Source organism: Thalassotalea sp. PS06, assembly GCF_007197775.1.
Taxonomy (GTDB): Bacteria; Pseudomonadota; Gammaproteobacteria; order Enterobacterales; family Alteromonadaceae; genus Thalassotalea_A.
Map to the genome: position 1 here is coordinate 1,538,006 of NZ_CP041638.1, position 21,357 is coordinate 1,559,362.

General features: G+C 42.8%; 21 protein-coding genes and 5 tRNA genes. 17 read left to right on the plus strand and 9 right to left on the minus strand.

All coding sequences use genetic code 11. The features are described from left to right. Window positions 1-19: 19 nt before the first annotated feature. Window positions 20-610, plus strand: coding sequence for a tRNA-uridine aminocarboxypropyltransferase (locus FNC98_RS06740; RefSeq protein WP_143580528.1), 591 nt, complete (start codon window positions 20-22; stop codon window positions 608-610). A 162-nt stretch (window positions 611-772) separates the two neighbouring features. After that, entirely contained in the window at window positions 773-2,473 is a 1,701-nt protein-coding gene (ggt, locus tag FNC98_RS06745; RefSeq protein ID WP_144035490.1) for a gamma-glutamyltransferase, read from the plus strand. A 643-nt stretch (window positions 2,474-3,116) separates the two neighbouring features. Here ggt and cysK read toward each other — a convergent pair. Continuing rightward, window positions 3,117-4,085 (minus strand): cysteine synthase A, encoded by a 969-nt coding sequence (cysK, locus tag FNC98_RS06750; RefSeq protein ID WP_143580529.1) that lies wholly within the window; start codon window positions 4,083-4,085, stop codon window positions 3,117-3,119. Window positions 4,086-4,396: 311 nt separating this feature from the next. On the opposite strand from cysK, the gene FNC98_RS06755 reads away from it, so the two are divergent. From FNC98_RS06755 to FNC98_RS06765, 3 genes are all read left to right on the plus strand, one after another. After that, complete coding sequence (locus tag FNC98_RS06755; RefSeq protein ID WP_143580530.1) at window positions 4,397-5,236, plus strand: AAA family ATPase; 840 nt, start codon at window positions 4,397-4,399, stop codon at window positions 5,234-5,236. A 3-nt stretch (window positions 5,237-5,239) separates the two neighbouring features. Then, the gene (locus FNC98_RS06760; RefSeq protein ID WP_143580531.1) at window positions 5,240-6,412 is read left to right on the plus strand and encodes a vWA domain-containing protein; all 1,173 of its coding nucleotides are present in this window, start codon (window positions 5,240-5,242) and stop codon (window positions 6,410-6,412) included. 169 nt (window positions 6,413-6,581) lie between these two features. Beyond that, entirely contained in the window at window positions 6,582-7,937 is a 1,356-nt protein-coding gene (locus tag FNC98_RS06765) for an RDD family protein (RefSeq protein ID WP_260680539.1), read from the plus strand. A gap of 414 nt (window positions 7,938-8,351) precedes the next feature. Here FNC98_RS06765 and FNC98_RS06770 read toward each other — a convergent pair whose 3' ends face one another. Beyond that, window positions 8,352-9,695 carry a hypothetical protein gene (locus tag FNC98_RS06770; RefSeq protein WP_143580532.1) on the minus strand — a complete coding sequence of 448 codons (1,344 nt, stop codon included), beginning with the start codon at window positions 9,693-9,695 and terminating at the stop codon, window positions 8,352-8,354. Window positions 9,696-9,727: 32 nt separating this feature from the next. Further along, on the minus strand, window positions 9,728-10,705 hold the full coding sequence (locus FNC98_RS06775) for a carbohydrate binding family 9 domain-containing protein (RefSeq protein WP_143580533.1): 978 nt from the start codon (window positions 10,703-10,705) through the stop codon (window positions 9,728-9,730). A gap of 255 nt (window positions 10,706-10,960) precedes the next feature. Between FNC98_RS06775 and FNC98_RS06780 the strand changes: the two genes are divergently transcribed. Together FNC98_RS06780 and FNC98_RS06785 are read left to right on the plus strand one after the other, a co-directional pair. Then, window positions 10,961-11,680 carry a DUF599 domain-containing protein gene (locus FNC98_RS06780; protein ID WP_143580534.1) on the plus strand — a complete coding sequence of 240 codons (720 nt, stop codon included), beginning with the start codon at window positions 10,961-10,963 and terminating at the stop codon, window positions 11,678-11,680. Between the two features lie 17 nt (window positions 11,681-11,697). After that, the gene (locus FNC98_RS06785) at window positions 11,698-12,213 is read left to right on the plus strand and encodes a DUF2919 family protein (protein ID WP_143580535.1); all 516 of its coding nucleotides are present in this window, start codon (window positions 11,698-11,700) and stop codon (window positions 12,211-12,213) included. A gap of 1 nt (window position 12,214) precedes the next feature. Here FNC98_RS06785 and FNC98_RS06790 read toward each other — a convergent pair whose 3' ends face one another. Both FNC98_RS06790 and rnhA read right to left on the minus strand, forming a co-directional pair. Further along, entirely contained in the window at window positions 12,215-13,075 is an 861-nt protein-coding gene (locus tag FNC98_RS06790) for an MBL fold metallo-hydrolase (protein ID WP_143580536.1), read from the minus strand. Between the two features lie 42 nt (window positions 13,076-13,117). Then, complete coding sequence (rnhA, locus tag FNC98_RS06795; RefSeq protein WP_143580537.1) at window positions 13,118-13,579, minus strand: ribonuclease HI; 462 nt, start codon at window positions 13,577-13,579, stop codon at window positions 13,118-13,120. Window positions 13,580-13,723: 144 nt separating this feature from the next. Here rnhA and dnaQ point away from each other — a divergent pair, with 144 nt between their 5' ends. From dnaQ to FNC98_RS06845, 10 genes are all read left to right on the plus strand, one after another. Continuing rightward, window positions 13,724-14,464, plus strand: coding sequence for a DNA polymerase III subunit epsilon (gene dnaQ / locus FNC98_RS06800; protein ID WP_143580538.1), 741 nt, complete (start codon window positions 13,724-13,726; stop codon window positions 14,462-14,464). A 166-nt stretch (window positions 14,465-14,630) separates the two neighbouring features. Then, window positions 14,631-14,707: transfer RNA gene (locus FNC98_RS06805), tRNA-Asp, on the plus strand. 28 nt (window positions 14,708-14,735) lie between these two features. Next, a tRNA-Asp gene (locus FNC98_RS06810) sits at window positions 14,736-14,812 on the plus strand. 26 nt (window positions 14,813-14,838) lie between these two features. Next, window positions 14,839-14,915: transfer RNA gene (locus tag FNC98_RS06815), tRNA-Asp, on the plus strand. Window positions 14,916-14,953: 38 nt separating this feature from the next. Then, a tRNA-Asp gene (locus tag FNC98_RS06820) sits at window positions 14,954-15,030 on the plus strand. A gap of 38 nt (window positions 15,031-15,068) precedes the next feature. Beyond that, window positions 15,069-15,145, plus strand: a tRNA-Asp gene (locus FNC98_RS06825). Between the two features lie 624 nt (window positions 15,146-15,769). Continuing rightward, complete coding sequence (glnS, locus tag FNC98_RS06835; RefSeq protein ID WP_143580539.1) at window positions 15,770-17,440, plus strand: glutamine--tRNA ligase; 1,671 nt, start codon at window positions 15,770-15,772, stop codon at window positions 17,438-17,440. Window positions 17,441-17,908: 468 nt separating this feature from the next. Then, the gene (locus FNC98_RS06840) at window positions 17,909-18,748 is read left to right on the plus strand and encodes a phytanoyl-CoA dioxygenase family protein (RefSeq protein ID WP_143580540.1); all 840 of its coding nucleotides are present in this window, start codon (window positions 17,909-17,911) and stop codon (window positions 18,746-18,748) included. A gap of 36 nt (window positions 18,749-18,784) precedes the next feature. Then, window positions 18,785-18,949: a hypothetical protein gene (locus FNC98_RS16780; protein ID WP_185968086.1), complete on the plus strand. Its 165-nt coding sequence runs from the start codon at window positions 18,785-18,787 to the stop codon at window positions 18,947-18,949. Window positions 18,950-18,985: 36 nt separating this feature from the next. Beyond that, window positions 18,986-19,135, plus strand: a complete 150-nt coding sequence (locus FNC98_RS06845; RefSeq protein WP_260680540.1) for a GNAT family N-acetyltransferase — start codon at window positions 18,986-18,988, stop codon at window positions 19,133-19,135. A 461-nt stretch (window positions 19,136-19,596) separates the two neighbouring features. Here FNC98_RS06845 and fur read toward each other — a convergent pair whose 3' ends face one another. The 4 genes from fur to FNC98_RS06870 all read right to left on the minus strand — a co-directional run bounded on the left by fur (window position 19,597) and on the right by FNC98_RS06870 (window position 21,284). Next, window positions 19,597-20,040: a ferric iron uptake transcriptional regulator gene (fur, locus tag FNC98_RS06855; RefSeq protein WP_143580542.1), complete on the minus strand. Its 444-nt coding sequence runs from the start codon at window positions 20,038-20,040 to the stop codon at window positions 19,597-19,599. A gap of 172 nt (window positions 20,041-20,212) precedes the next feature. Next, window positions 20,213-20,740, minus strand: coding sequence for a flavodoxin FldA (fldA, locus tag FNC98_RS06860; RefSeq protein ID WP_143580543.1), 528 nt, complete (start codon window positions 20,738-20,740; stop codon window positions 20,213-20,215). 37 nt (window positions 20,741-20,777) lie between these two features. Next, complete coding sequence (gene ybfE, locus FNC98_RS06865) at window positions 20,778-21,056, minus strand: LexA regulated protein (RefSeq protein WP_143580544.1); 279 nt, start codon at window positions 21,054-21,056, stop codon at window positions 20,778-20,780. 6 nt (window positions 21,057-21,062) lie between these two features. After that, window positions 21,063-21,284, minus strand: coding sequence for a DUF2788 domain-containing protein (locus tag FNC98_RS06870; protein ID WP_143580545.1), 222 nt, complete (start codon window positions 21,282-21,284; stop codon window positions 21,063-21,065). Window positions 21,285-21,357: the final 73 nt, after the last annotated feature.

The window sequence follows — 21,357 nt, forward strand, 5'->3', positions numbered from 1 at the left end:
TATTCAATTGACTTAGCCAATGAGCAGACAGTATTGCACAAGGTGTCATCGACCGCTAGTCACCTGTATTTGCGAGTTCACTTATCCCACCGCAAACCAGGTGGAAATCTTGATTTTACAGCACAAGAGTGAAGAGAAACGGACCAAAGGCACGGCTGGCTTGCTGGCGCTTGGCTTGGATAAGTGCCAGGTGTTTGTGGGTGAAGATTTTAGCGACGACGCGCAATTAAATACTTTACTGAACGAGCCGGGGTTTGAAACGTTCCTGTTGTACCCTGGAGAGGCCAGTGATGTTGCAGCTCCCTTAGAGGATCTAACAAAGCGAAATGTGCGCTTGGTTGTACTCGATGGAACCTGGAAAAAGGCCTACAAAATGCTGCAGCTTTCCAAGAATTTGCATGGTTTATCAAAAATAACCCTGCCGGAAAATTTCACTAGTGAGTATCACATTCGAAAACATCATGATCCTCGTGGTTTATCAACCCTGGAGTCGGTTGTTCATTCGCTGTCGATATTAGAAAACGATACTGATAAATATCAGAACATTCTCATCGGCTTTAAACAATTTAATGATTTTCAATCCAGACTTGCGCATACTGGAGGCAATTAGATTCCAGCTGGGCAAAAAATTTCGAAATTATCAATATTGATATGTTCGACCGAATTTTGCCGTTGAGCCGTTACCAAATCGATAAGGAAAAAGGATAAGGTTGTGACATATATCCATAAACTATCAGGGATACTGTTGTGTCTCGCTATTTTGTCGGGTTGTATGAGTGATGCGACTCAGGCAAAGCAAAAACGAGAAGAAGGTGAGCCAGAAGCGGCCACGGGGGTTACCGAAAAACAGGCTGTTGTTAAAGAGTCATTTATGGTGACTGCAGCAAATCCGCTGGCGACGGAAGCTGGCTACAATATTCTCAAACAGGGAGGCAGTGCTGTCGATGCAGCAATTGCTGTACAGTTGGTTTTGAGTCTTGTAGAACCACAATCTTCCGGTATTGGTGGTGGTGCCTTCATGTTGTATTACGACCAATTGGCCGGTGATTTATTGACGTATGACGGCAGGGAAGTGGCTCCTGCATCTGCAGGGGAAGATATTTTCTTAAACGAACAGGGAAAAGCCGTTCCATGGATTGAGGCCGTCGTTGGCGGACGCAGCGTAGGCGTTCCAGGTTTGTTCAAAATGATGGAAGTCGCTCATCAAAAACACGGAAAATTACCTTGGGCAAGCTTATTCGAGCAAGCAATACATCTCGCCGAGAAAGGATTTATTGTTTCTCCACGATTAGCGAAACTAGTGCAACTGGAGATTAATCCCGGTATTAAAAACTTAAAGGCCGCTAGCGACTATTTTTTCCCGGAAGGTAAGCCGATACAAGAGGGGATGTTGTTAAAGAATCCTCAGTTTGCCCAAGTATTGAAAGAAGTGGCTGAGAAGGGAAGTGATGTATTTTACAACGGCTGGATTGGGGAAGATATTGCAAAAGCTGTGCAAGGTTCTGCAATATCGCCAGGTGGATTATCCGTCACGGATATGAAGAATTATCAGGCAAAACAGCGTGACCCAATTTGCTCGCCTTATCGCTCATTCAAATTATGCAGTATGGCTCCACCGAGCTCTGGTGGGATAGCTGTGATGCAAATCCTCGGACAGCTTCAGCAATATGATTTAAGCAAATTAAATGCAACGGATCCTGAAGCGGTGCACTTATATACCCAAAGCGCGCGACTCGCTTTTGCCGACAGAAACCAATATCTTGCCGATCCTGATTTCGTCACGGTACCGACATCCCAAATGCTGTCGCAGGATTATCTGGATATGCGTGGAGCATTGATTGACCCTAAAAAAGATATGGGTAAAGCAAGTCCGGGAGAATTTGCGAATCTGGCCAGGGCAAAAGACAACGCCTATGAATTGCCTTCTACCACTCATATGAGCATTGTTGATAAGGATGGCAACGCTGTTTCAATGACGTCAACAATAGAAATGGCGTTTGGCTCAGGGGTTATGGTGAATGGGTTCTTACTGAATAATCAGTTAACTGATTTCTCGCGAACGCCAGTTATCGATGGCGTGAAAGTAGCCAATAGAGTTCAGGCACATAAGCGACCGCGCAGTTCCATGGCGCCGATGATGGTGTTTAATGGCGATGGTTCACTGCGACTTGTTGTCGGTTCGCCAGGCGGTAGCCGAATCATTAACTACGTATCGCAAACGCTAATTGGCGTGCTTGACTGGCGAATGTCTATCCAGGAAGCGATTAACTTGCCGAGAATCACTCATCGTAATGATGTGACGACGCTAGAAAAAGGATCTGAACTGGAATCCCTGCAACCTCAGTTGGAAGCCATGGGGCATAAAGTCAGTATTCGCGATTTGAACAGCGGACTGCATGGCATCGAAGTTTTTTCCGATAAACTTGTTGGAGGCGCAGACCCCCGCCGAGAAGGCATAGTCCTCGGCGAATAAGCTCCTAGAAAAATCCCCGCCACTCGCGGGGATTTTTTTATTAAGACACCCACCATAATCGTTTCGAAAACAAATACCGATTCGAAGAATCAAATTCGTAACCGAAGGAGGATTGGATGAGAACGCAATACAAATAAATTCTCTCATTGCATAAAGGGGAATAATCACTCCTCAAAAAAATGAGAATCAACCTCATCTCCAGTCAGCGGTTTAATAGGTTTTGCTAAAAATCGCTATTAAGACACCCACCGTTACAGTTCTTCAGGTCGCCAAAAACAGCCTGATAAGAGGAGGATTAAAAAATTGATTCTCCCTCGGTTTGTGTCAATTGACACTCGAAAATGTTGGTTATTTAATTAACCCAAAACGGTGGGTGTCTTAATAAATGGAGAATTTAATTTGAGATTATTGGTGGGGTCTTAATAAGATAACGGGCGATTCATGAGCCTAACAATATGATTTCAATAAACATTAATGTGGGTGTCTTGATAGGTAAGTTAAAAGATGATGCTGTTCATTCGAATTTTCGGAATAAGGCTAAGTGGGGCAAGGGATGCGGTATGGTTTTGCTGTAGATAGCAAAAAGGCGGGTTTTACCCCGCCTTCAGCTTCCCCAGAATTCAATAACGCGATTGTCTATGCGTTATTGAACCAATTCTGCATCGGTGAAGGTGTCGCTAAACAGTGGGCTGCTTAAGTAACGTTCTGCAGAGCTTGCCAGGATTACCACAATGGTTTTGCCTTCGTTAGCGGGATCTTCTGCAAGTCGCTTCGCTGCAACTGCAGCCGCACCGGAAGAAATACCTGCTAAGATACCTTCTTCACGCATTAGGCGATGCGCCATTTCCATCGCTTCTTCATTGGTAACTTTTTCAACGCTGTCGATTAGAGACAGGTCCAGGTTGCCAGGAATAAAGCCAGCACCAATACCCTGAATCTTGTGAGGGCCAGGAGTTAATTCTTCACCAGCCATCTTCTGGCTGATTACTGGTGAGTCGGTAGGCTCAACAGCAACGGATTGAATGGCCTTGCCTTGCTCGTTTTTGATGTAACGGCTAACACCTGTAATAGTACCACCGGTACCTACACCAGCTACAAAGATATCAATCTCACCACTCGTATCTTCCCAGATTTCTGGACCTGTAGTCTTGACGTGGATTTCCGGGTTAGCAGGGTTGTCAAACTGACCCATTAAGATGAAGTTTTCCGGATCCTGAGCGACGATTTCATTGGCCTTTTCGATAGCACCTTTCATACCTTTAGCGCCATCAGTCAGCTCAAGCTTCGCGCCCAGAGCAATAAGAAGCTTGCGACGTTCAAGGCTCATTGTGCTTGGCATAGTCAAAATCAAATCATAACCTTTCGCAGCAGCAACGAAAGCCAAAGCGATACCTGTGTTACCACTGGTGGGCTCAACGATGGTTTTGCCGGCGCTGAGTTTTCCGCTTTTCTCAGCATCCCAAATCATGTTGGCACCGATACGACACTTAACACTGAAGCTAGGGTTGCGAGCTTCGATCTTGGCGTAAACGTTACCTGAAGTGATACTATTTAGTTTAACTAGCGGAGTTTTGCCGATAGATTGCGGGTTATCTTGATATACGTTGGTCATGGTATGATCCTTTGAGTTATCCTTTGCTTTTAAGCTGCGCGAAGACGTTTTTTACCGGCGCAGATTATCAATTAGCATTCCAACATTGCCTTCGTTAACTGATTGTTCGTAAGCGATATTTTGTTCTCGAACTTTAGTTGTTCGGGCACAAAAGTTGACAATATGTTGGTAGTATAGTGTAGGTTACTCAGTTTTCATTTTTCAAAGAAGTAATAGAACGTTATAACTAATTCCATTCAGTTGTATTTTCTTTATTTCTATTCATTATAAAAATATTGCGCTGCTTGCAGCGCCTTGTTGGAGGTTAGGTCGTGTTCAAAGGCACACAAAATTATATTGCCAGTCAGGATCTGCAATTAGCAGTAAATGCAGCCGTAACTTTGGAAAAACCATTACTCATTAAAGGTGAGCCGGGCACGGGTAAAACCATGCTGGCAGAAGAACTGGCGGCAAGCTTGGATTGTGAATTGTTTCAGTGGCACATCAAGTCTACGACAAGAGCTCAGCAAGGCCTTTACGAATATGATGCGGTATCGCGGCTACGAGACAGTCAGCTTGGCAAAGCAGGGGTTAAGGACATTGCCAACTATATTGTCAAAGGTAAGCTTTGGCAGGCGTTTGATCAGGATAAACGTCCGGTGCTACTTATTGATGAAATTGATAAAGCCGACATTGAATTTCCAAATGACCTGTTGCTTGAACTCGATAAGATGGAATTTTTTGTCTACGAAACCCAGGAAAAAGTCGTCGCCAAACAACGTCCTATCGTGATTATCACCTCCAATAATGAAAAAGAACTGCCAGATGCCTTCCTGCGCCGTTGCTTTTTTCATTACATCAAATTCCCTGATAAAGAAGAGATGCAGGCGATAGTTGATGTTCATTTTCCAAATATTAAACAACGCTTGCTTGATGAGGCTCTGGCGTTATTTTTCGATTTACGGGAAGTACCTGGCCTGAAGAAAAAGCCATCAACGTCAGAGTTAATCGACTGGCTTAAGCTTCTCGTTGCTGAAGATATTAGCCCTGAAGTATTGCATGAGAGCAATCAAAGCAAAGTTATCCCGCCTCTACACGGCGCTTTGTTAAAGAATGAGCAGGATGTTCACTTGTTTGAAAAACTTGCGTTCTTAAATCGCTCAGGTCGCTAATTTATGCTCATCGATTTCTTCTTTACCCTCAAGCGCTATCAAGTGCCAGTCACGTTAAAGGAGCTACTGGATCTGATTTCTGCGTTAGAGAAAAAGGTAATTTTTGCCTCTCTCGACGATTTCTATGTGATATCCCGAGTGATATTGGTTAAAGATGAATGCCATTTTGACAAGTTCGACCGGGCATTTGCCGATTACTTTGAAGGCGTAGAGAGTATTGATTTAAATCTCGATAACATTCCTAAAGACTGGTTAGAAAAACGTTTCGAGCGCTTTTTTACCGAAGAAGAGCGCAAAAAAATCAAACAATTAGGCGGTCTTGATGAACTGATGAAAACGCTGCGCGAGCGGTTGCGAGAGCAAAAAAAGCGTCATCAGGGCGGCAATAAGTGGATTGGAACCGGCGGCACTTCGCCTTTTGGGGCTTATGGTGAGCACCCGGGCGGAATGCGTATTGGTCAGGACGAAAGTCGTAATCGTAGTGCTTCGAAAGTCTGGGATAAGCGTGAGTTTCGCAATCTCGATACCGATGTTGAACTGGGCACCCGAAATATCAAAATGGCGCTTCGCAAACTTCGTCAGTTTGCCCGCACTGGCGCGGCTTCTGAGTTAGATCTCGATAACACCATTAAATCGACCGCCGAAAACGCAGGTTACCTGGATATCAAAATGCGCCCAGAGCGCCACAATGCGATTAAAGTCTTGTTGTTCTTTGATATCGGCGGCTCTATGGATGATCACATTCTTGCCTGTGAGGAATTATTTTCTGCAGCTCATACCGAGTTTAAACATCTGGAGTATTTCTATTTTCATAATTGTGTTTATGAAAAGGTATGGAAGGATAATGAGCGCCGCCATCAGGATACGATAGACGTCTGGGAAATCATTCGCACCTTTCCAAAAGACTACAAAATAATTTTTGTTGGCGATGCCACTATGGGGCCCTATGAAATCACTTATCCAGGTGGTAGCGTCGAGCATTGGAACAAGGAAGCGGGCAGTGTTTGGATGCAAAGATTGCTCGATCACTTTGAGCATTGCATTTGGTTAAACCCTCAGCCCAAGGCTCATTGGCCTTACTATCAATCGATTGGATTGATGGACCAGGTTATGGCCGGCGAAATGTATGAAATGACTCTGGATGGCTTGTCTAACGGCATTAAGTCCCTGCTTTAATGCAGGGCCAAACGAGTATTTAAATGAAAGATTAAATCGGTCGGAACCGTCAGCAACTGAATTTACAATTAGCGCATTTATCCTGACGAAATTGATGATTCACCAGGAGAGTTTATCAATGTAAAAAAACGCGTTAAGGTATGGAAAGTAATTAAAATACGACATTCAGATGAGTTCGTTACCCATGGAAGATACGCAACAACAACACTTTACCCGTCGGGAAACCCGGGCAGTTATTACCCCATTTGCTTTTTCGATTGATGACAACTTGTTTGGAATGGCGATTGCCACGCCCTGGAAGCGCGGCGTCGCGATGCTTATTGATCTGATCCTGATTGCCATTTTATCTTCCGCAGGAGGGGAGTTTCTGGCGCTTGCTATTGCCATTGCGGCATTTCGTTTCGGAAGTAAGAAACGCGCCAAGCAACTAGGCAAAGCCAATGGCGGTGTTGGGCGAGCGACATTACGATTTTTCGGCGCCTTTATAATTTTTGTCCTGTTATTGCAATTATTACCCCCGTTATTAAATGGCGATAACCCTTTGGAGCAAACCGATTACAATTCCTACGATACTGGCAAAACCTACTCCGGCGACGAAGCTGCAGAAACTCAGTTCGATTTAGCGAAAACGTTAGAACTCACAGGCTTTATCATAAAAGTTGTGACCGAGGTTAAAGAGAAGGGTTGTGATCGGGAGTTACAATGCTGGCGCGAGGTGATGTCAGAAGTGCCTGAGCAAGTCCTGTCATTGGAATTAAGCCAAAAACAGGCTGAAAAATTATTCGACGATCTGGTAAGCGAATTACCATTAACTAACGAAGATCGCACTAGCCTTGCAGCTGATTTAAAAGCATCTTATTCAGAGCAATTCGCACAAAAACAAGAAGCACCAGAGCAACCACAAGAAACGGCTTCGGCTTCTCAGCAACCAGCCTCTGAAATTAGTGAGACTGATGAAAAGGGCTTTGAAACTCCTGCCGAAGAAGTTAAACAAACGCCAGATACAATTGCACCTGACGACGTCATTACCGAGGTCGAAACCGAACCAGTCGAAAATGAAACCCCTCATTCTGAATCTTCAAATGAACCTGGTAAAGCCAGCAAAATCAAGGAAAAAGCCACCAAACCAATTTATTCAATTGTTGAGTATTTTAAAGCGCTAATCCGCGATTTAGGCCTCGGATTTGGTTGGGCAGCCTTTTATTTCACCGTTTGTGGCGCGCTTTTTAATGGTAAAACACCGGGCAAGAAACTGATGGGAATTCGGGTGATTCAATTGGATGGCACGCGCTTATCTTTATGGGATAGCTTTGGCCGTTATGGTGGATATGGTGCTGGCCTGGCGACAGGGTTATTGGGTTTTTTCCAGATATATTGGGATGCAAATCGTCAGGCAATTCAAGATAAAATTTCGGCAACCGTGGTTATCGACGAACGAAAAACGGTTGCACCTGAATTAGTGGCTATGGCAAGGGCAAAACATGACGTTGAAGCAACGCCAGAGAATCATAAATCAGAGAATTGAATTCGCAATTAGACGATAGCATCAGAGGCATTTTAAGTTCTTATCAAGATGCCTGGGTACGACTTGATGCCGCTGCTGTCGCCAGTCATTAAGCAGATGGCGCCGATATTAGTGAAGGAGACGGTCAAAGAAGGTATTCAGGGACTGAATTACTGGATTACTGAATAAATTTACTCGCAATTGCGCCGATTTGAAGGAATGCAATTAATTGCTGCAACCAGGGAATTATCACAAAAAGATATCAGTTCTGGATCTGTTAATGTGGTTTGGAAATTGTCATTCCCACAAAAGCAGATAGAATTTGGCACTCACTATCAACTGGTTAGTGACAATAGCAGGACGCAGTTTAGCACCGCGTCTGTATATCCACTTTAAGCAACATTGTACTTTTAACTAAGCAGGTTATTCTGCTTATTACATCCATGCGTAGCTTAGTTTCAGGAACGCCGTTTGCTGTTCCTGCTGATACATCTTCATTAATCGGTTACGCTGAATATCCTGACTGAACATATCGTATTTACCTGCGGAGAAGCCTAGGAAAAATAGGGTCTGTGGATTAATGGTATATGAGTAAATAAGCTGTGCCGATAAATCGTCGGTCTCTGACATTCCGATAGGTACAAGGTAATTCCTGTCATTAAAATCACTATCGGTATAAACCAGGTTTAGCTTAAGTGCGCTGTTAATATTAAATTGATAGCCCAAACGCAGATCGGTGACATTTTCTTTATACAACCAGTCACCATCGACATCGAGAGTAGAGTAATTGTAAGCAAAGTTCAGTTCGGCCTGTTTGGTCATATTCCAGGTAAAACTCGGGATAATCAAAACGCCATCGCCAACTCGATTATTAATGTAATCAATACTGTCGCCAATTTGCATGTATAAATCTAAGGTCAATACGCTTAAAGGCTGTACCAAACCATAAGCGCTAATGTTGTTGAGGCTGAATAGGGTGGTGTTGCCACTGATATCCTGAGATTGCTCATTGATTCGGTCGCCAACTTTGTCTTCCCAGAAGTATTCAAGCTGAACGTAAGATTGCATTGGCCCGAAGATACCAAAAATAAGGGCGTTGGTTTTGGCTATTAACTCATTGTTTTGGCTGTGCTTAATTTGGTAGTTGGTGCCAAAGAATAAGTCTGTCCACCAGGTGTCATCACCATAGACAATCCGTTCAATACCAGTGGTAAATTTCTTGATGTCGATTTCAGGCATGTACCCCAAATCGGCTCGAAAATCCTTACCCAGGTTTTCATAATTAATGTGGGCTTTCCAATCGGCGCTATTGTGATCATAACGAAGCTTGTAAGCTGTGTCGGAAAATTCGCCCTTATTTTTATCAAGCAGACTCGATTTAATGCAATAAATCTCTGAGTCTTGGGGAGTAAAGCATAATTGCTCGAGAGCTGCTTGTTCATATTCTGAGTTCGAATACATAAATTGCGCAGTGATTTGATTCGAATCTGTGACTTTATATTTACCATCGACACCGGTGAGAACGTTAAAATAGTTATCGCTATTACGGATGGTACTGATAACGCCCAAAGATAAGTCGCGACTGGCGTCATAACGATAACGTAGTGCAGATGAGAAGCTCTCTTCATTAAGAGTGGCTAGATTGGAACCGATATTATCAGAGATAATCAGATTCGTTTGTTGATCGCGGGTGGTGAAGAAACCAAACGAATGATCTCCCTCTCTTCCTGTCAGTTTTGCTCCGTAGTCCGGATCGGCAATATTACGGGTATAAACCAAATTGTACTGGCTCGAAAAGTATTCAGAGTTGTCTAAAAAGAAAGGGCGCTTTTCGTCAAAAACAGCGCGTAGTTCTTGTTTACTCTTAGTTGTCCAGCATCGGATTCAACGGTTGAAAAGTCCGGGTTGATAGTGGCATTGAGTAAGGTGTCCGGAGTAATGCCCCAGCGCACGTTTAGCCCAAGCTCTACATCATTTTCACTTGCCCAGTCGGATTCATTGAACGTATCTTGGCTATCCAGATAACCGCTTTTTTCTCGATCGTGCATTGCCACCAAAGAAGGGGTTATCGTCAGATTTTTTCCGGTTTTCGCGTGCTCAAAACCTTGCAGCTCATCCATTTGACAGATCCAGCAAGGATTGTCACGGTCAATTTCTATATGGGAAATACGCAGGCGTTGATTACGGGGATACAATCGAAGCATCTCAATGCCCCAGATTTTGATGTCCTCTCCCTGTTGAAAGTTCAACTCACGATAGGGAATCGAGAACTCGACAACAAAACCAAATTCGGTGATCTTTCCATAGGAATACCAGATGCCGTCCCACAAGTCGTTATCGTCTCCGGTCATTTCATTTTGAATACCGTCGTTTTGCACGCCAAATGGATTTACAAAGAATTTGTAGGCCAACCTGTGGTCATTAAAGGTATCTAGTTTGATGCCAACTAAGTCGTCAGCCCACGCTTGATCTCGGTCACGCAAAAAACCTTGAATATCTTCAGGGTTGGGGTCGTATGCTTTAAAAGCGAAGTTGATTTTTTCGCCATCTTCGAAGATGAATACCTCGGTCTTAACCGGGCTTTCGGTATTGTTATAAGGGTGGTTAACGATATCTAGGTTGACTAATTTTGCTTTTTGCCAGACAGCCTCGGTTAGCTCGCCATCAAGGGTTACTTCTTCCTTGATATGCGGGATAGAAAATTGCTGTTTGGAAAAGGTGATAAAAGAGACGAGAAAAAGACCAACACCAAGGAGGAGACTTTTAACGTTTTCCCTAAGCAAAATCATTCAAACATCCTATTTTTGCTGTTATTTTTATTTTTCCGGGATACCGAAAACGTTTGGTTTTTTATACCTTTATTAGTACCTTATGTCAAATTGTAAATTTCTGTTACGTTGTTATATAAATGCCATAAGTAACACATAGTTAACCTTTCATTGTGGTGTATTCAACTGTCAATTAAAGGTGGGTTTTTGGTTGATAAAGTCGAATATCAACAATGATTTAGGCATAATAAGCGGTAAACATCAGGAGAACAGCCGTTGACACTTTTAGATTACTTCGCATTATTTATTTTTATCGCCAGTTGGGTTGGCTATACCCAGTTTTCCCGAGTTAAGGCGAAAACTACACCCTGCCTGTCGCGATGCCTGCATCAAACGCGTATTATCTGGATGCGACACGTTTTCGATCATGATATTCGCGTATCTGACGCCGCTATGTTGTCGAACCTTGACCGACATGTAGCTTTTTTCGCTTCATCGACAATGCTGGTATTAGCGGGTGTTCTTACCTTATTCACGCAAGTTGATAATGTCTCAGACATGTTGTCAGCCATTCCCTATGCCACAAATAAAACCCCGATAATGATCCAAATAAAACTGAGCCTGTTGGTAATTATATTTGTTATGGCATTCTTTCAGTTTACCTGGTCAATGCGACAATATGGATTTGTTAATATCATGATGGGGGCGGCGCCTTTTGAGGAAGGCACTAAGAAACAAAACCTGATTAACTACGCTAAGCAAATGGCGGTTGTCCAGGATCAGGCAGGTCACGCATACAACTATGGTTTACGCTCATATTACTTTGCGTTAGCGGCACTTTGCTGGTTTTATCACCCATTACTATTTATTTTCACCAGCCTGATGGTTGTTTATATTCTTTATTATCGGGAATTTAAATCACGAGCATTGCGGGCTATTAAAGCTGGTATAAATAATCTTGAAAAAGATTTTTCTGATTTATTCCCCAATTCATAATTACGTTAGTATTCGACATGGATAGAAAAGTGGTACATCCATATGCCAATTACTCAGTAAAAGACTTTGATCGTTACCAGTGCTTAAAGCTTTCCTGGTGGTTTTACCTGGTAATGATTTATCTGAACCGAGTTTATCTGGTCGGCTTATTATCGTTTGCTAATTTGCAGAACAAACTTCAACTCATCAAAATTGCCTACCCTCAACCTGAAACCTTTTATGCGGCTTTGGTTATCTCGTTACCGTCGTTACTGTTTGCTTATGTGGTATTTTTCAGAAAACCTGAGGCGTCGAAACTGGTAAAATTTTTATGGCCAAAAATAATATGGTTAGCGTTATTCATATTGATTAGCGAAATTGTATTATTTGCGATTTATAGTGTGGTTTGGTCGCGCGATATTGGTGCTGAAATATACTGGCAATGGCTGTTTGCATTGCTGGTGATAGCCGCGGGGAAATTTATTCCCCGGGTTCGATTGAATCTGGCTGAGTTTCCTTTCAAGGTTGAAGAAAGCAAAAAGCCAGTTAAGTAAATTAGGCGACTTTAACAGGTAGTTTGAAATACACCTGGCCATTGTCTTCTGGCGAGGGTAATTTACCTGCCTGAATATTGCATTGCAATGATGGAAAAATCAGCTTTGGATTGGCAAGCGTGGCGTCTCTTTCTTCTCTGACTTTGACATAATCCTGCTCGTCGATACCTTCCCGTACCTGAATGTTTGCTTGTTTTTGCTCGGCAACCGTACAATGGAAGGCCAGCTCTCGCCCTTGCGGTTGGTAGTCGTGGCACATGTACAGGCAAGTATCATCTCCCAATGCATATAGCTTTTGGATTGATGAATAAAGTAATCTGGCATCACCGCCTGGGAAATCACAACGTGCTGAACCGGAATCTGGCATAAACAGGGTGTCGCCGATAAATGCGTGTTTGCCGATCACAAAGGTGATGCTGTCAGGAGTGTGGCCTGGAGTTTCAAGGATATCAATATTCAACGCCCCCAGAGTTAGGTTATCTCCCTCGCGAAGCAGACGGTCAAAGTGCTGACCGCTTTCGTTTATCTGCTTGGCCATATTAAAGATAACTTTAAATGTGGATTGAGTGCGCTTGATATTGGTACTGATACCAATTTCACCACCGAGTTTTGACTTTATATAAGTAGCACTAGAGATATGATCGGCATGAGCATGAGTTTCAAGAATATAGGCGAGCTTGAGATCCTTGTCTTTTATATAGTTAATTAATTCATCACTGAATTCAGAGCTCACCTGACATGCTACTGGATCAAAGTCCAGAGCGGGATCGATTATCGCGCACATCCTGGTCTGAGGGCAGGACACGATATAAGTTAACGTGAATGATGCCTGATGGAAAAATGCTTTAATATCCGGGTTCATGATTCATCCTGAGTCGAAAAAAACAGCCATAACTTAACTCATTTAATCCGTGTAGCCTACATCTTCGAGTAAATTTTTTCCTTCGGCAGCGGTTCGAGCTAATTCATCACAACGCTCATTTTCAGGGTGGCCGGAGTGACCTTTAACCCACTTCCAATCGATTTTATGACGTTGAGTTTCCTGATGCAGTCGCTTCCAGAGATCGGCATTTTTTACCGCCTGCTTGGATGAAGTCCGCCAATTGTTTTTTAGCCAGTTGTGGATCCACTGGGTAATACCTTGGCGCACATATTGGCTATCTGTTGTCAGGGTGATAGCACAACTTTCTTTCAGCGATTCTAGAGCGACAATGGTTGCCAGCATTTCCATACGGTTATTGGTGGTGCGTTTATACCCTTGAGAAAGCTCTTTGCGATGTTCCTTATAAATGAGGATTGCACCGTAACCGCCGGGACCGGGATTACCCAGGCAGGAACCGTCGGTGTAAATATCAACTTTTTTCATAGGCTGCTTATTGTTTCTTTGCTTATTGCTGATGCCAGTGTAACATCATACTAATTCTTCGGCTTGGCTTTTACCAGGCGGGGCTAAATTTAAGCCCAGACTTATTTTCCAGGTCTGTTATTCAAAATTAATCAGGTATATCAGGTGCAAGAAACGCAACAAGAGCGACTTATTATTCTCGATACGGAAACCACTGGTATTGATCCAAAAGCAGGGCACCGTATTGTTGAAATAGGCTGTGTTGAGATGATCAACCGAAAACTCACCGGTCGTAATTATCATGTTTACATCAACCCTCAAATGGAGATGGAGCAGGAAGTCATCGACGTTCACGGATTGACCAATGATTTTCTTGCCGACAAGCCTTTGTTTCACCAGGTTGCAAACGATTTCCTCGAGTTTATTCGCGGTGCCGAACTGATTATCCACAATGCCAAGTTCGACGTTGGCTTTATGGATCACGAATTTGCGATGGTTAATCGCGGTCTACCCATGACCGCTGACGTTTGTACCATTACCGATACTTTAGCGGTTTCCCGAGATGAATTTGGTTCGCCGAAAACCTTGGACTTTCTCGCTAAGCATTATCGCGTAGACAAGCTCATCGACCGTACCTATCACGGCGCATTAATCGATGCGCAGTTACTGGCTTTCGTTTACATCGAAATGACCAGAAAACAAAATATCCTCAATTTACAGCATGGTGATGGTAGTGAAGGGGATAGCTCTGGAATTCGTCGCTTAGATGTAAATCGCGTCCCGTTACCTGTGATCATGGCAAGCGCGGATGAATTACAGGCTCATGAAGAACGATTAGATATTGTTGAAAACAAAGGTAGTTCTCCTGTTTGGCGCTCATCTGTTGAAGAAACAACAGCCGAATAGAGACGTTTAAAGCTTAATAAATACGCAAGCTAGCGGGCTATTTAATCGTTTTGTTCGACATTTGTTCAGTCAGTAAGTTTTATCTGAAAAAAGTGTTGACTCATGCAAATCATAACCGTATTATTCCCGCCGCATTCAACGACATGTTGAACAAAGACCGAGATGCGGAGTGGTAGTTCAGTTGGTTAGAATACCGGCCTGTCACGCCGGGGGTCGCGGGTTCGAGTCCCGTCCACTCCGCCAACTTTGTCTTTAAATTTGTATCCTAAGTGGAGTGGTAGTTCAGTTGGTTAGAATACCGGCCTGTCACGCCGGGGGTCGCGGGTTCGAGTCCCGTCCACTCCGCCAACGATACAAATAGAAATTGCGCACGTGGAGTGGTAGTTCAGTTGGTTAGAATACCGGCCTGTCACGCCGGGGGTCGCGGGTTCGAGTCCCGTCCACTCCGCCAACAATTTCTCATGTCATCTATTGCAAGATATCCTTAGCGGAGTGGTAGTTCAGTTGGTTAGAATACCGGCCTGTCACGCCGGGGGTCGCGGGTTCGAGTCCCGTCCACTCCGCCAACATATCTGCACATTCAGAATGCAAATCCCTATAGCGCGGAGTGGTAGTTCAGTTGGTTAGAATACCGGCCTGTCACGCCGGGGGTCGCGGGTTCGAGTCCCGTCCACTCCGCCAACATCTCTTATTTCCCCATACTATCTTTTGTTACTTCCTAGAATCGAATCTATTTATTTGTTTTCTTTGCTATTCTTGATCTTATTCACTGAACTTATTCATTAAGCAATAAGGTTATTATCATGGCAGCTAACGCGATTCCTCAAGGGTACCATTCGGTTACTCCTTATTTAATATGTAAAAACGCCCGCTAGGCCATCGAGTTTTATCAAAAAGCATTAAATGCTGACGTAAAAATTATTCCCGATATGCCTGGAGGCGGGGTAGCTCATGGCGAAATTCTTATACCAATCCCACTAAGTTTGTGCACAACTCAGAGTTAGGGCCGGGGTTCAGTTACAACATAGATTTTATTGATATAGTCATTCTATATTAATGAAATATAGGGCCGTAAATGGGCCTCTGATAAACTCCTTACGGGTGAGTTTTAAAGGCGTTTCTCCTGCGTTACTGATTTCGACTAATTTTGAAAATGGAATAACCATTCCTAAATACCGCCGACTTGTATAAATCCCTCGGCTGACATTCTGAATAGATCACTTTTTAACGTGGATTGGTATAAACAGTGTTGCTATAATGCGGCGTTATTTATTTATATTCTTAAATATTTTTGAGGTTCATTAGATGTCGGAAACTGAAAACCGTCCGAGCAACTTTATACGTCAGATCATCAATGCTGACCTGGAATCAGGCAAGCACACTGGCGTACATACCCGTTTTCCTCCTGAGCCAAATGGTTATCTGCACATTGGTCATGCGAAATCTATTTGTCTGAATTTTGGTATTGCCCAGGATTATAAAGGCCAATGTAATTTACGTTTTGATGATACTAACCCTGAAAAAGAAGACATTGATTACGTAAATTCTATTCAGGAAGACGTGAAGTGGCTTGGCTTTGAATGGTTTGGTGATGTCCGTTATTCCTCTGATTACTTTGAAAAATTGCACGGTTATGCCGTTGAGCTTATCGAGAAAGGACTGGCTTATGTCGACTTTTTAAATGCCGAAGAGATGCGCGAATACCGTGGCACTTTGACTGCACCAGGCAAGAATAGTCCTTACCGTGACACACCGGTTGAAGAAAACCTGGCTTTATTTGAAAAAATGAAGAACGGCGAATTCAAAGAAGGTGAGTGTTCTCTGCGCGCGAAAATTGATATGTCTTCAAGTTTCATGTGTATGCGCGATCCCGTGATTTATCGGGTTAAGTTTGCCCATCATCATCAAACTGGTGATAAGTGGTGCATCTATCCGATGTATGACTTTACCCACTGTATTTCTGATGCCATCGAAGAGATTACTCACTCTTTGTGTACGCTTGAGTTTCAGGATAATCGTCGTTTGTATGACTGGGTTATCGATAATATTTCCATTGAAACTCAACCGCGTCAGTATGAGTTTTCTCGTCTGAACCTTGAATACACGGTAATGAGTAAGCGTAAGCTTAATGCCTTGGTTGAAGAGAAACTGGTTCATGGCTGGGATGATCCTCGTATGCCGACAATTGCTGGTTTCCGCCGCCGTGGTTATACACCAGCCTCTATCCGCGAGTTTTGTAAGCGCATCGGTGTGACCAAGATGGACAACACCGTTGAAATGGGCGTATTGGAAGCCTGTATTCGAGAAGACTTAAACGAAAAAGCACCACGTGCCATGGCCGTATTAGATCCAGTTCGTGTAGTCATTGAAAATTTTGATGAAGGTAAGGTTGAGACTTTAAACGTTAAGAATCACCCAAATGATGATTCAAAAGGCTCTCGTGAAGTACCATTTACCCGCGAAGTATTTATCGAAGCAGAAGATTTTCGTGAAGAAGCAAATAAGAAGTACAAGCGTCTTGTGTTAGGTAAAGAAGTACGTTTGCGCGGCGCCTATGTCATTAAAGCCGAACGCTGTGAAAAAGATGCAGATGGTAACATTACAACCATTTACTGTACTTATGACGCTGACACATTGGGTAAAAACCCTGCCGATGGTCGTAAAGTAAAAGGCGTAATTCACTGGGTAAGTGCAAGCGAGAGCCTGGATGCGGAAGTTCGTTTATACGATCGCCTATTCACCGTACCAAACCCGGCGGCAGCTGAAGACTTCCACAGCGTATTGAACCCAGAGTCATTGCAAGTGATTAAAGGTGCTAAGGTTGAACCATCTCTGGTAAATGCCGTTGCAGAACAAGCATTCCAGTTTGAACGTCAAGGTTACTTCTGCCTGGATAGCAAGGAAGGCTGCAAGGATAACCTGGTATTCAACCGAACCGTTGGACTACGAGATACCTGGGCTAAGATCGAAGGCTAATTCTTCAGCCAACATTCTCAAATAAAAACGGAACCTATACGGTTCCGTTTTTTTATTCAAACATTAATTTAGACACCCACAGTAATTCTCTGGTTTTCGTTTTATTAAGACACCCACTGTAACTCACTAGTTTTTGCTTTATTAAGACACCCACTGTAACTCTCTAGTTTTTGCTTAATTAAGACACCCACTGTAACTCTCTAGTTTTTGCTTAATTAAGACACCCACTGTAACTCTCTAGTTTTTGCTTAATTAAGACACCCACTGTAATTCTCCGGTTTTGGCTTTATTAAGACACCCATGGTTCTCATCAAACGATGGGTGTCTTGATAAGTTGCGTTTAACAGTGTGTGTCTTGATAGATGACGGTGTAATCGCTGAAGTACTTGTAATGCAAGACTGGACCCTGGCTTAAAATAGATGGATGATGATATTGTGTATAGAGACAAGTGAAGGTAAATCAAAACAATGACCGGGCAAGCAAAGGGTAATAACAGCCCCCACATAGCTGAGTATCGGCAAAGCTATTTGCAGGATGGTTATTTTGTGATATCCGAATGTTTTTCTAATACTCAGTTAACATCGTTAATTGAGGACGTTCAGCGAATCTATCAACTCTGGTTGAAAGCTAACTATTCTAATTACAAACATCATGCGCTAATCAACATGCATGGATTAACGGATCCTGAATATTTCCAAATTGAAAATCAAAGTATTGATCATAGAAAACGCGGTGGGTTATTTAACAAGCTGATACCTCAGAAACTGCATGAAATCATGGAATCTGTATTTGGCGATGAACTGTATTTTCATAACACCCAGTTGTTCTTTAATCCTTACAAAAATCGCCGTAAGCCCTATTGGCATCGCGACCTACAGTACAACGGCGAGCCTGAAACAACTCAACAAAGCTATTTGCAATCTATGCTCAGTTTACATATTCGCATTCCTTTGATGGATGAAGAGGGCATAGAACTTGTTCCGGGTAGTCATTCGCGATGGGATAACCAGGAAGAATATGACGTGCGTTTTGAATTAAAGGATAAGAAAAACCACCATAGCTTATCGAATGCACGATTGCTCCCGTTAAAAGCTGGCGATGCCCTGGTTTTCAGTGCCAATATGATTCATCGTGGAAACTATAGTCGGGGAGAGCGATTAGCGCTGGATTTATGTGTTGGAAACCCGCATTCGAAAACGATTAAATACCTTGATATCAAACACTTGCCGCAAGATAAAGATATGACTTATATTGACCGTACTCAGTGGTTTGATCGTGCCAGACAATATTACAAGGTCATTGATTAAACGAGTTACCTTTTATTAATTATCAGGGATGAAGTAATGTCACAACCAATTTCCTTTTTGTTACTAAATAAAGACAATATCAACCGACATTCTGAGCGTTTGTTAGAGGACGTCGTCAAGCTTATGCGGATGCTACGAACTCAGTATTGTCAGCAACCCCTATTAGCATCGATTAAGGCACAGACGCAGCAGGGTTATTAATTAGCGGTTTTATTGCAGGGTAACGAGCCGAAGACTTTGGCAGGGTTTGTTATCAGTGACAAACTTGCCTGGCGAAAACATATCTATCTGGATGATTTAGTTACCGATGAAAATTGCCGGGGGCAGGGCTTTGGACAGCAAATGTTAGCGTGGTTAAAATCCTATGCATTATACCAATCACATTAAATTATTGCTCACTCAGTGAGAATTTAAAGGCTTTTAGACAAGGCTTTGATTGCAGAGAATGGTCGTTCCATTGTCAAAATCAGTAACGCAGGATAAACGCCTTTAAAACTCACCCGTAGGGAGTTAGTGAGAGGCCCATTTACGGCCCTATATTTCATTAATATAGAATGACTATATCAATAAAATCTATGTTGTAACTGAACCTCGGCCCTAACTCTGAGTTGTGCACAAACTTAGTGTGATTGGTATTAGACAATGGTTGTGAACAAATCCATTTAGATTCCGGGGTTCAGAGGTTTGCCGCTCATAAGTTATATCTTAATCAAGGCTATAACATTGCCAGCCATCACTTTTCGCAAATCCTGTAGCGATTTTTCATGTAACAGGGCCGTGCTAAGCGCTAATAATTAATGGCAATAAAAAAGGACCTTCCGGTCCTTTATCATCAATCATATGATCGGTTACTGGTGAGATTTCCGGTATTCCTCACAGGCCTCTTCATCTTCACATTCGCCGTAAAGATACAAGCTATGGTTGGTCAGCTTTATCTTATTTTTGTTGGCGATATCGATTTGACGTTGTTCGATGACATTATCCTCGAACTCAACTACTTTTCCACATTTCAGACATACCAAGTGATCGTGATGCGCTTTGTGGGATAGTTCGAATACTGATTTGCCGCCCTCAAAATGATGGCGGGTTACAATACCGGCATCATCAAACTGGTTTAATACCCGGTAAACTGTTGCCAGGCCAATTTCTTCGTGTTGCTCGAGGAGGATTTTGTAAACGTCTTCAGCACTAATATGTTGGTTATCTGGCTTTTGTAAAATATCGAGAATTTTGACTCGAGGAAGCGTTACTTTTAATCCAGCCCTTTTTAGTTCTTCATTTTGATCTGGCATGGAAACCTGCTTTGTTAAACAATAATTAATAGGAAATTATAGGGTGATTAACGTTAGGTTAAAACCCCTAATTGTTAAATATTTAACGACACTTATGTTCGTTAAGTTCGGATCAGACAAAGAAAAGCCCCGCCAAAGCAGGGCTTAGAATTACTTCAAATCGATTACTTGATTAATCAAGTAATTCAGACAATGCCATTTCGTCGTTTAACTGTTCAATCCAGCCATCGACTCGTTCTTCAGTTAGCTCAGGTTGGCGGTCTTCGTCAATAGCTAAGCCGATAAAATTATCATCGTCGATTAAGCCTTTAGATGCTTCGAATTCATAGCCTTCAGTTGGCCAGTGACCGACTAAAATTGCACCTTTAGCTTCAACGATATCGCGAAGTGGTCCCATAGCGTCAACGAAGTATTCTGCATAGTCTTCCTGATCGCCCAATCCGAAAATAGCTACTAGCTTATCGGTGAAATCAATTTCTTCCAGCTCAGGTAAGAAGTCATCCCAGTCACATTGGTTCTCACCGTAGTACCAGGTAGGGATACCTAAAATCAATAAATCGAATGCTGCGATGTCTTCTTTGCTACTTTTCGCAATGTCACGAACATCGACATTCTTTTTACCCAGTTTCTTCTGGATCATTTTGGCGACAGCTTCGGTATTACCTGTATCACTACCGAAAAATAGTCCAACAGTTGCCATGTTTTCTAAACCCTTTATAACTTAAATTTGAATACGCTTATGCGTTGACTTGCAACGCTTGAGTTAATAGTTTTTCGATTAACTCACTGCGGCTAATGCCTTGATCCTTTGCCATCTCATCCAGCTGTTCAAAAAGCTGGTGATGGATTTTGAATTCCACACGTTTCAGACCTTTATTCTTATCACGCTTGACCTGGTTGCGTTTATTGATTTTGACCTGCACTTCCCGAGGAAAAGGGTTGGTTCGGGGGCGTCCAGGGCGTTTTTCGTCAACAAACAAATCAATGGTGGTCAGATCCGATGCTTCTTTTGCCATATTATTCTAGCCGATCCCTCTACTTTCCCAAACGAACTGGATAATGCCCTTAGCAATAAATCCAGCACACCCCAGGAATAATACAAAATACACCACAAATTGACCTTTCTTGGGGACATTGTTCTTTTTCATCACGTCGTGAATCGACATCCCAATAAAGAAAAAAATAACGAGAAAAAATAAATTCAAACCTATGGTTTCAATTAACTCTAAATTTTCTGCTAGCATAATTCGCCCTTAAAAATCAGAGCGGCACTATAGCATATGCCTTCTACAAATTACATTAGTGTCGGCGTAAAAT

What these genes read in the sequence shown, in the direction of transcription:
- FNC98_RS06790 (WP_143580536.1), bottom strand. Translation starts at nt 13,075, where the DNA reads ATGAACCCGGATATTAAAGCATTTTTCCATCAGGCATCATTCACGTTA.
- FNC98_RS06840 (WP_143580540.1), top strand. Translation starts at nt 17,909, where the DNA reads ATGACCGGGCAAGCAAAGGGTAATAACAGCCCCCACATAGCTGAGTAT.
- FNC98_RS06740 (WP_143580528.1), top strand. Translation starts at nt 20, where the DNA reads ATGAGCAGACAGTATTGCACAAGGTGTCATCGACCGCTAGTCACCTGT.
- FNC98_RS06870 (WP_143580545.1), bottom strand. Translation starts at nt 21,284, where the DNA reads ATGCTAGCAGAAAATTTAGAGTTAATTGAAACCATAGGTTTGAATTTA.
- FNC98_RS06760 (WP_143580531.1), top strand. Translation starts at nt 5,240, where the DNA reads ATGCTCATCGATTTCTTCTTTACCCTCAAGCGCTATCAAGTGCCAGTC.
- ybfE (WP_143580544.1), bottom strand. Translation starts at nt 21,056, where the DNA reads ATGGCAAAAGAAGCATCGGATCTGACCACCATTGATTTGTTTGTTGAC.
- FNC98_RS16780 (WP_185968086.1), top strand. Translation starts at nt 18,785, where the DNA reads ATGTCACAACCAATTTCCTTTTTGTTACTAAATAAAGACAATATCAAC.
- FNC98_RS06785 (WP_143580535.1), top strand. Translation starts at nt 11,698, where the DNA reads ATGGATAGAAAAGTGGTACATCCATATGCCAATTACTCAGTAAAAGAC.
- ggt (WP_144035490.1), top strand. Translation starts at nt 773, where the DNA reads ATGAGTGATGCGACTCAGGCAAAGCAAAAACGAGAAGAAGGTGAGCCA.
- fur (WP_143580542.1), bottom strand. Translation starts at nt 20,040, where the DNA reads ATGCCAGATCAAAATGAAGAACTAAAAAGGGCTGGATTAAAAGTAACG.
- rnhA (WP_143580537.1), bottom strand. Translation starts at nt 13,579, where the DNA reads ATGAAAAAAGTTGATATTTACACCGACGGTTCCTGCCTGGGTAATCCC.
- fldA (WP_143580543.1), bottom strand. Translation starts at nt 20,740, where the DNA reads ATGGCAACTGTTGGACTATTTTTCGGTAGTGATACAGGTAATACCGAA.
- glnS (WP_143580539.1), top strand. Translation starts at nt 15,770, where the DNA reads ATGTCGGAAACTGAAAACCGTCCGAGCAACTTTATACGTCAGATCATC.
- cysK (WP_143580529.1), bottom strand. Translation starts at nt 4,085, where the DNA reads ATGACCAACGTATATCAAGATAACCCGCAATCTATCGGCAAAACTCCG.
- FNC98_RS06765 (WP_260680539.1), top strand. Translation starts at nt 6,582, where the DNA reads ATGAGTTCGTTACCCATGGAAGATACGCAACAACAACACTTTACCCGT.
- FNC98_RS06775 (WP_143580533.1), bottom strand. Translation starts at nt 10,705, where the DNA reads ATGATTTTGCTTAGGGAAAACGTTAAAAGTCTCCTCCTTGGTGTTGGT.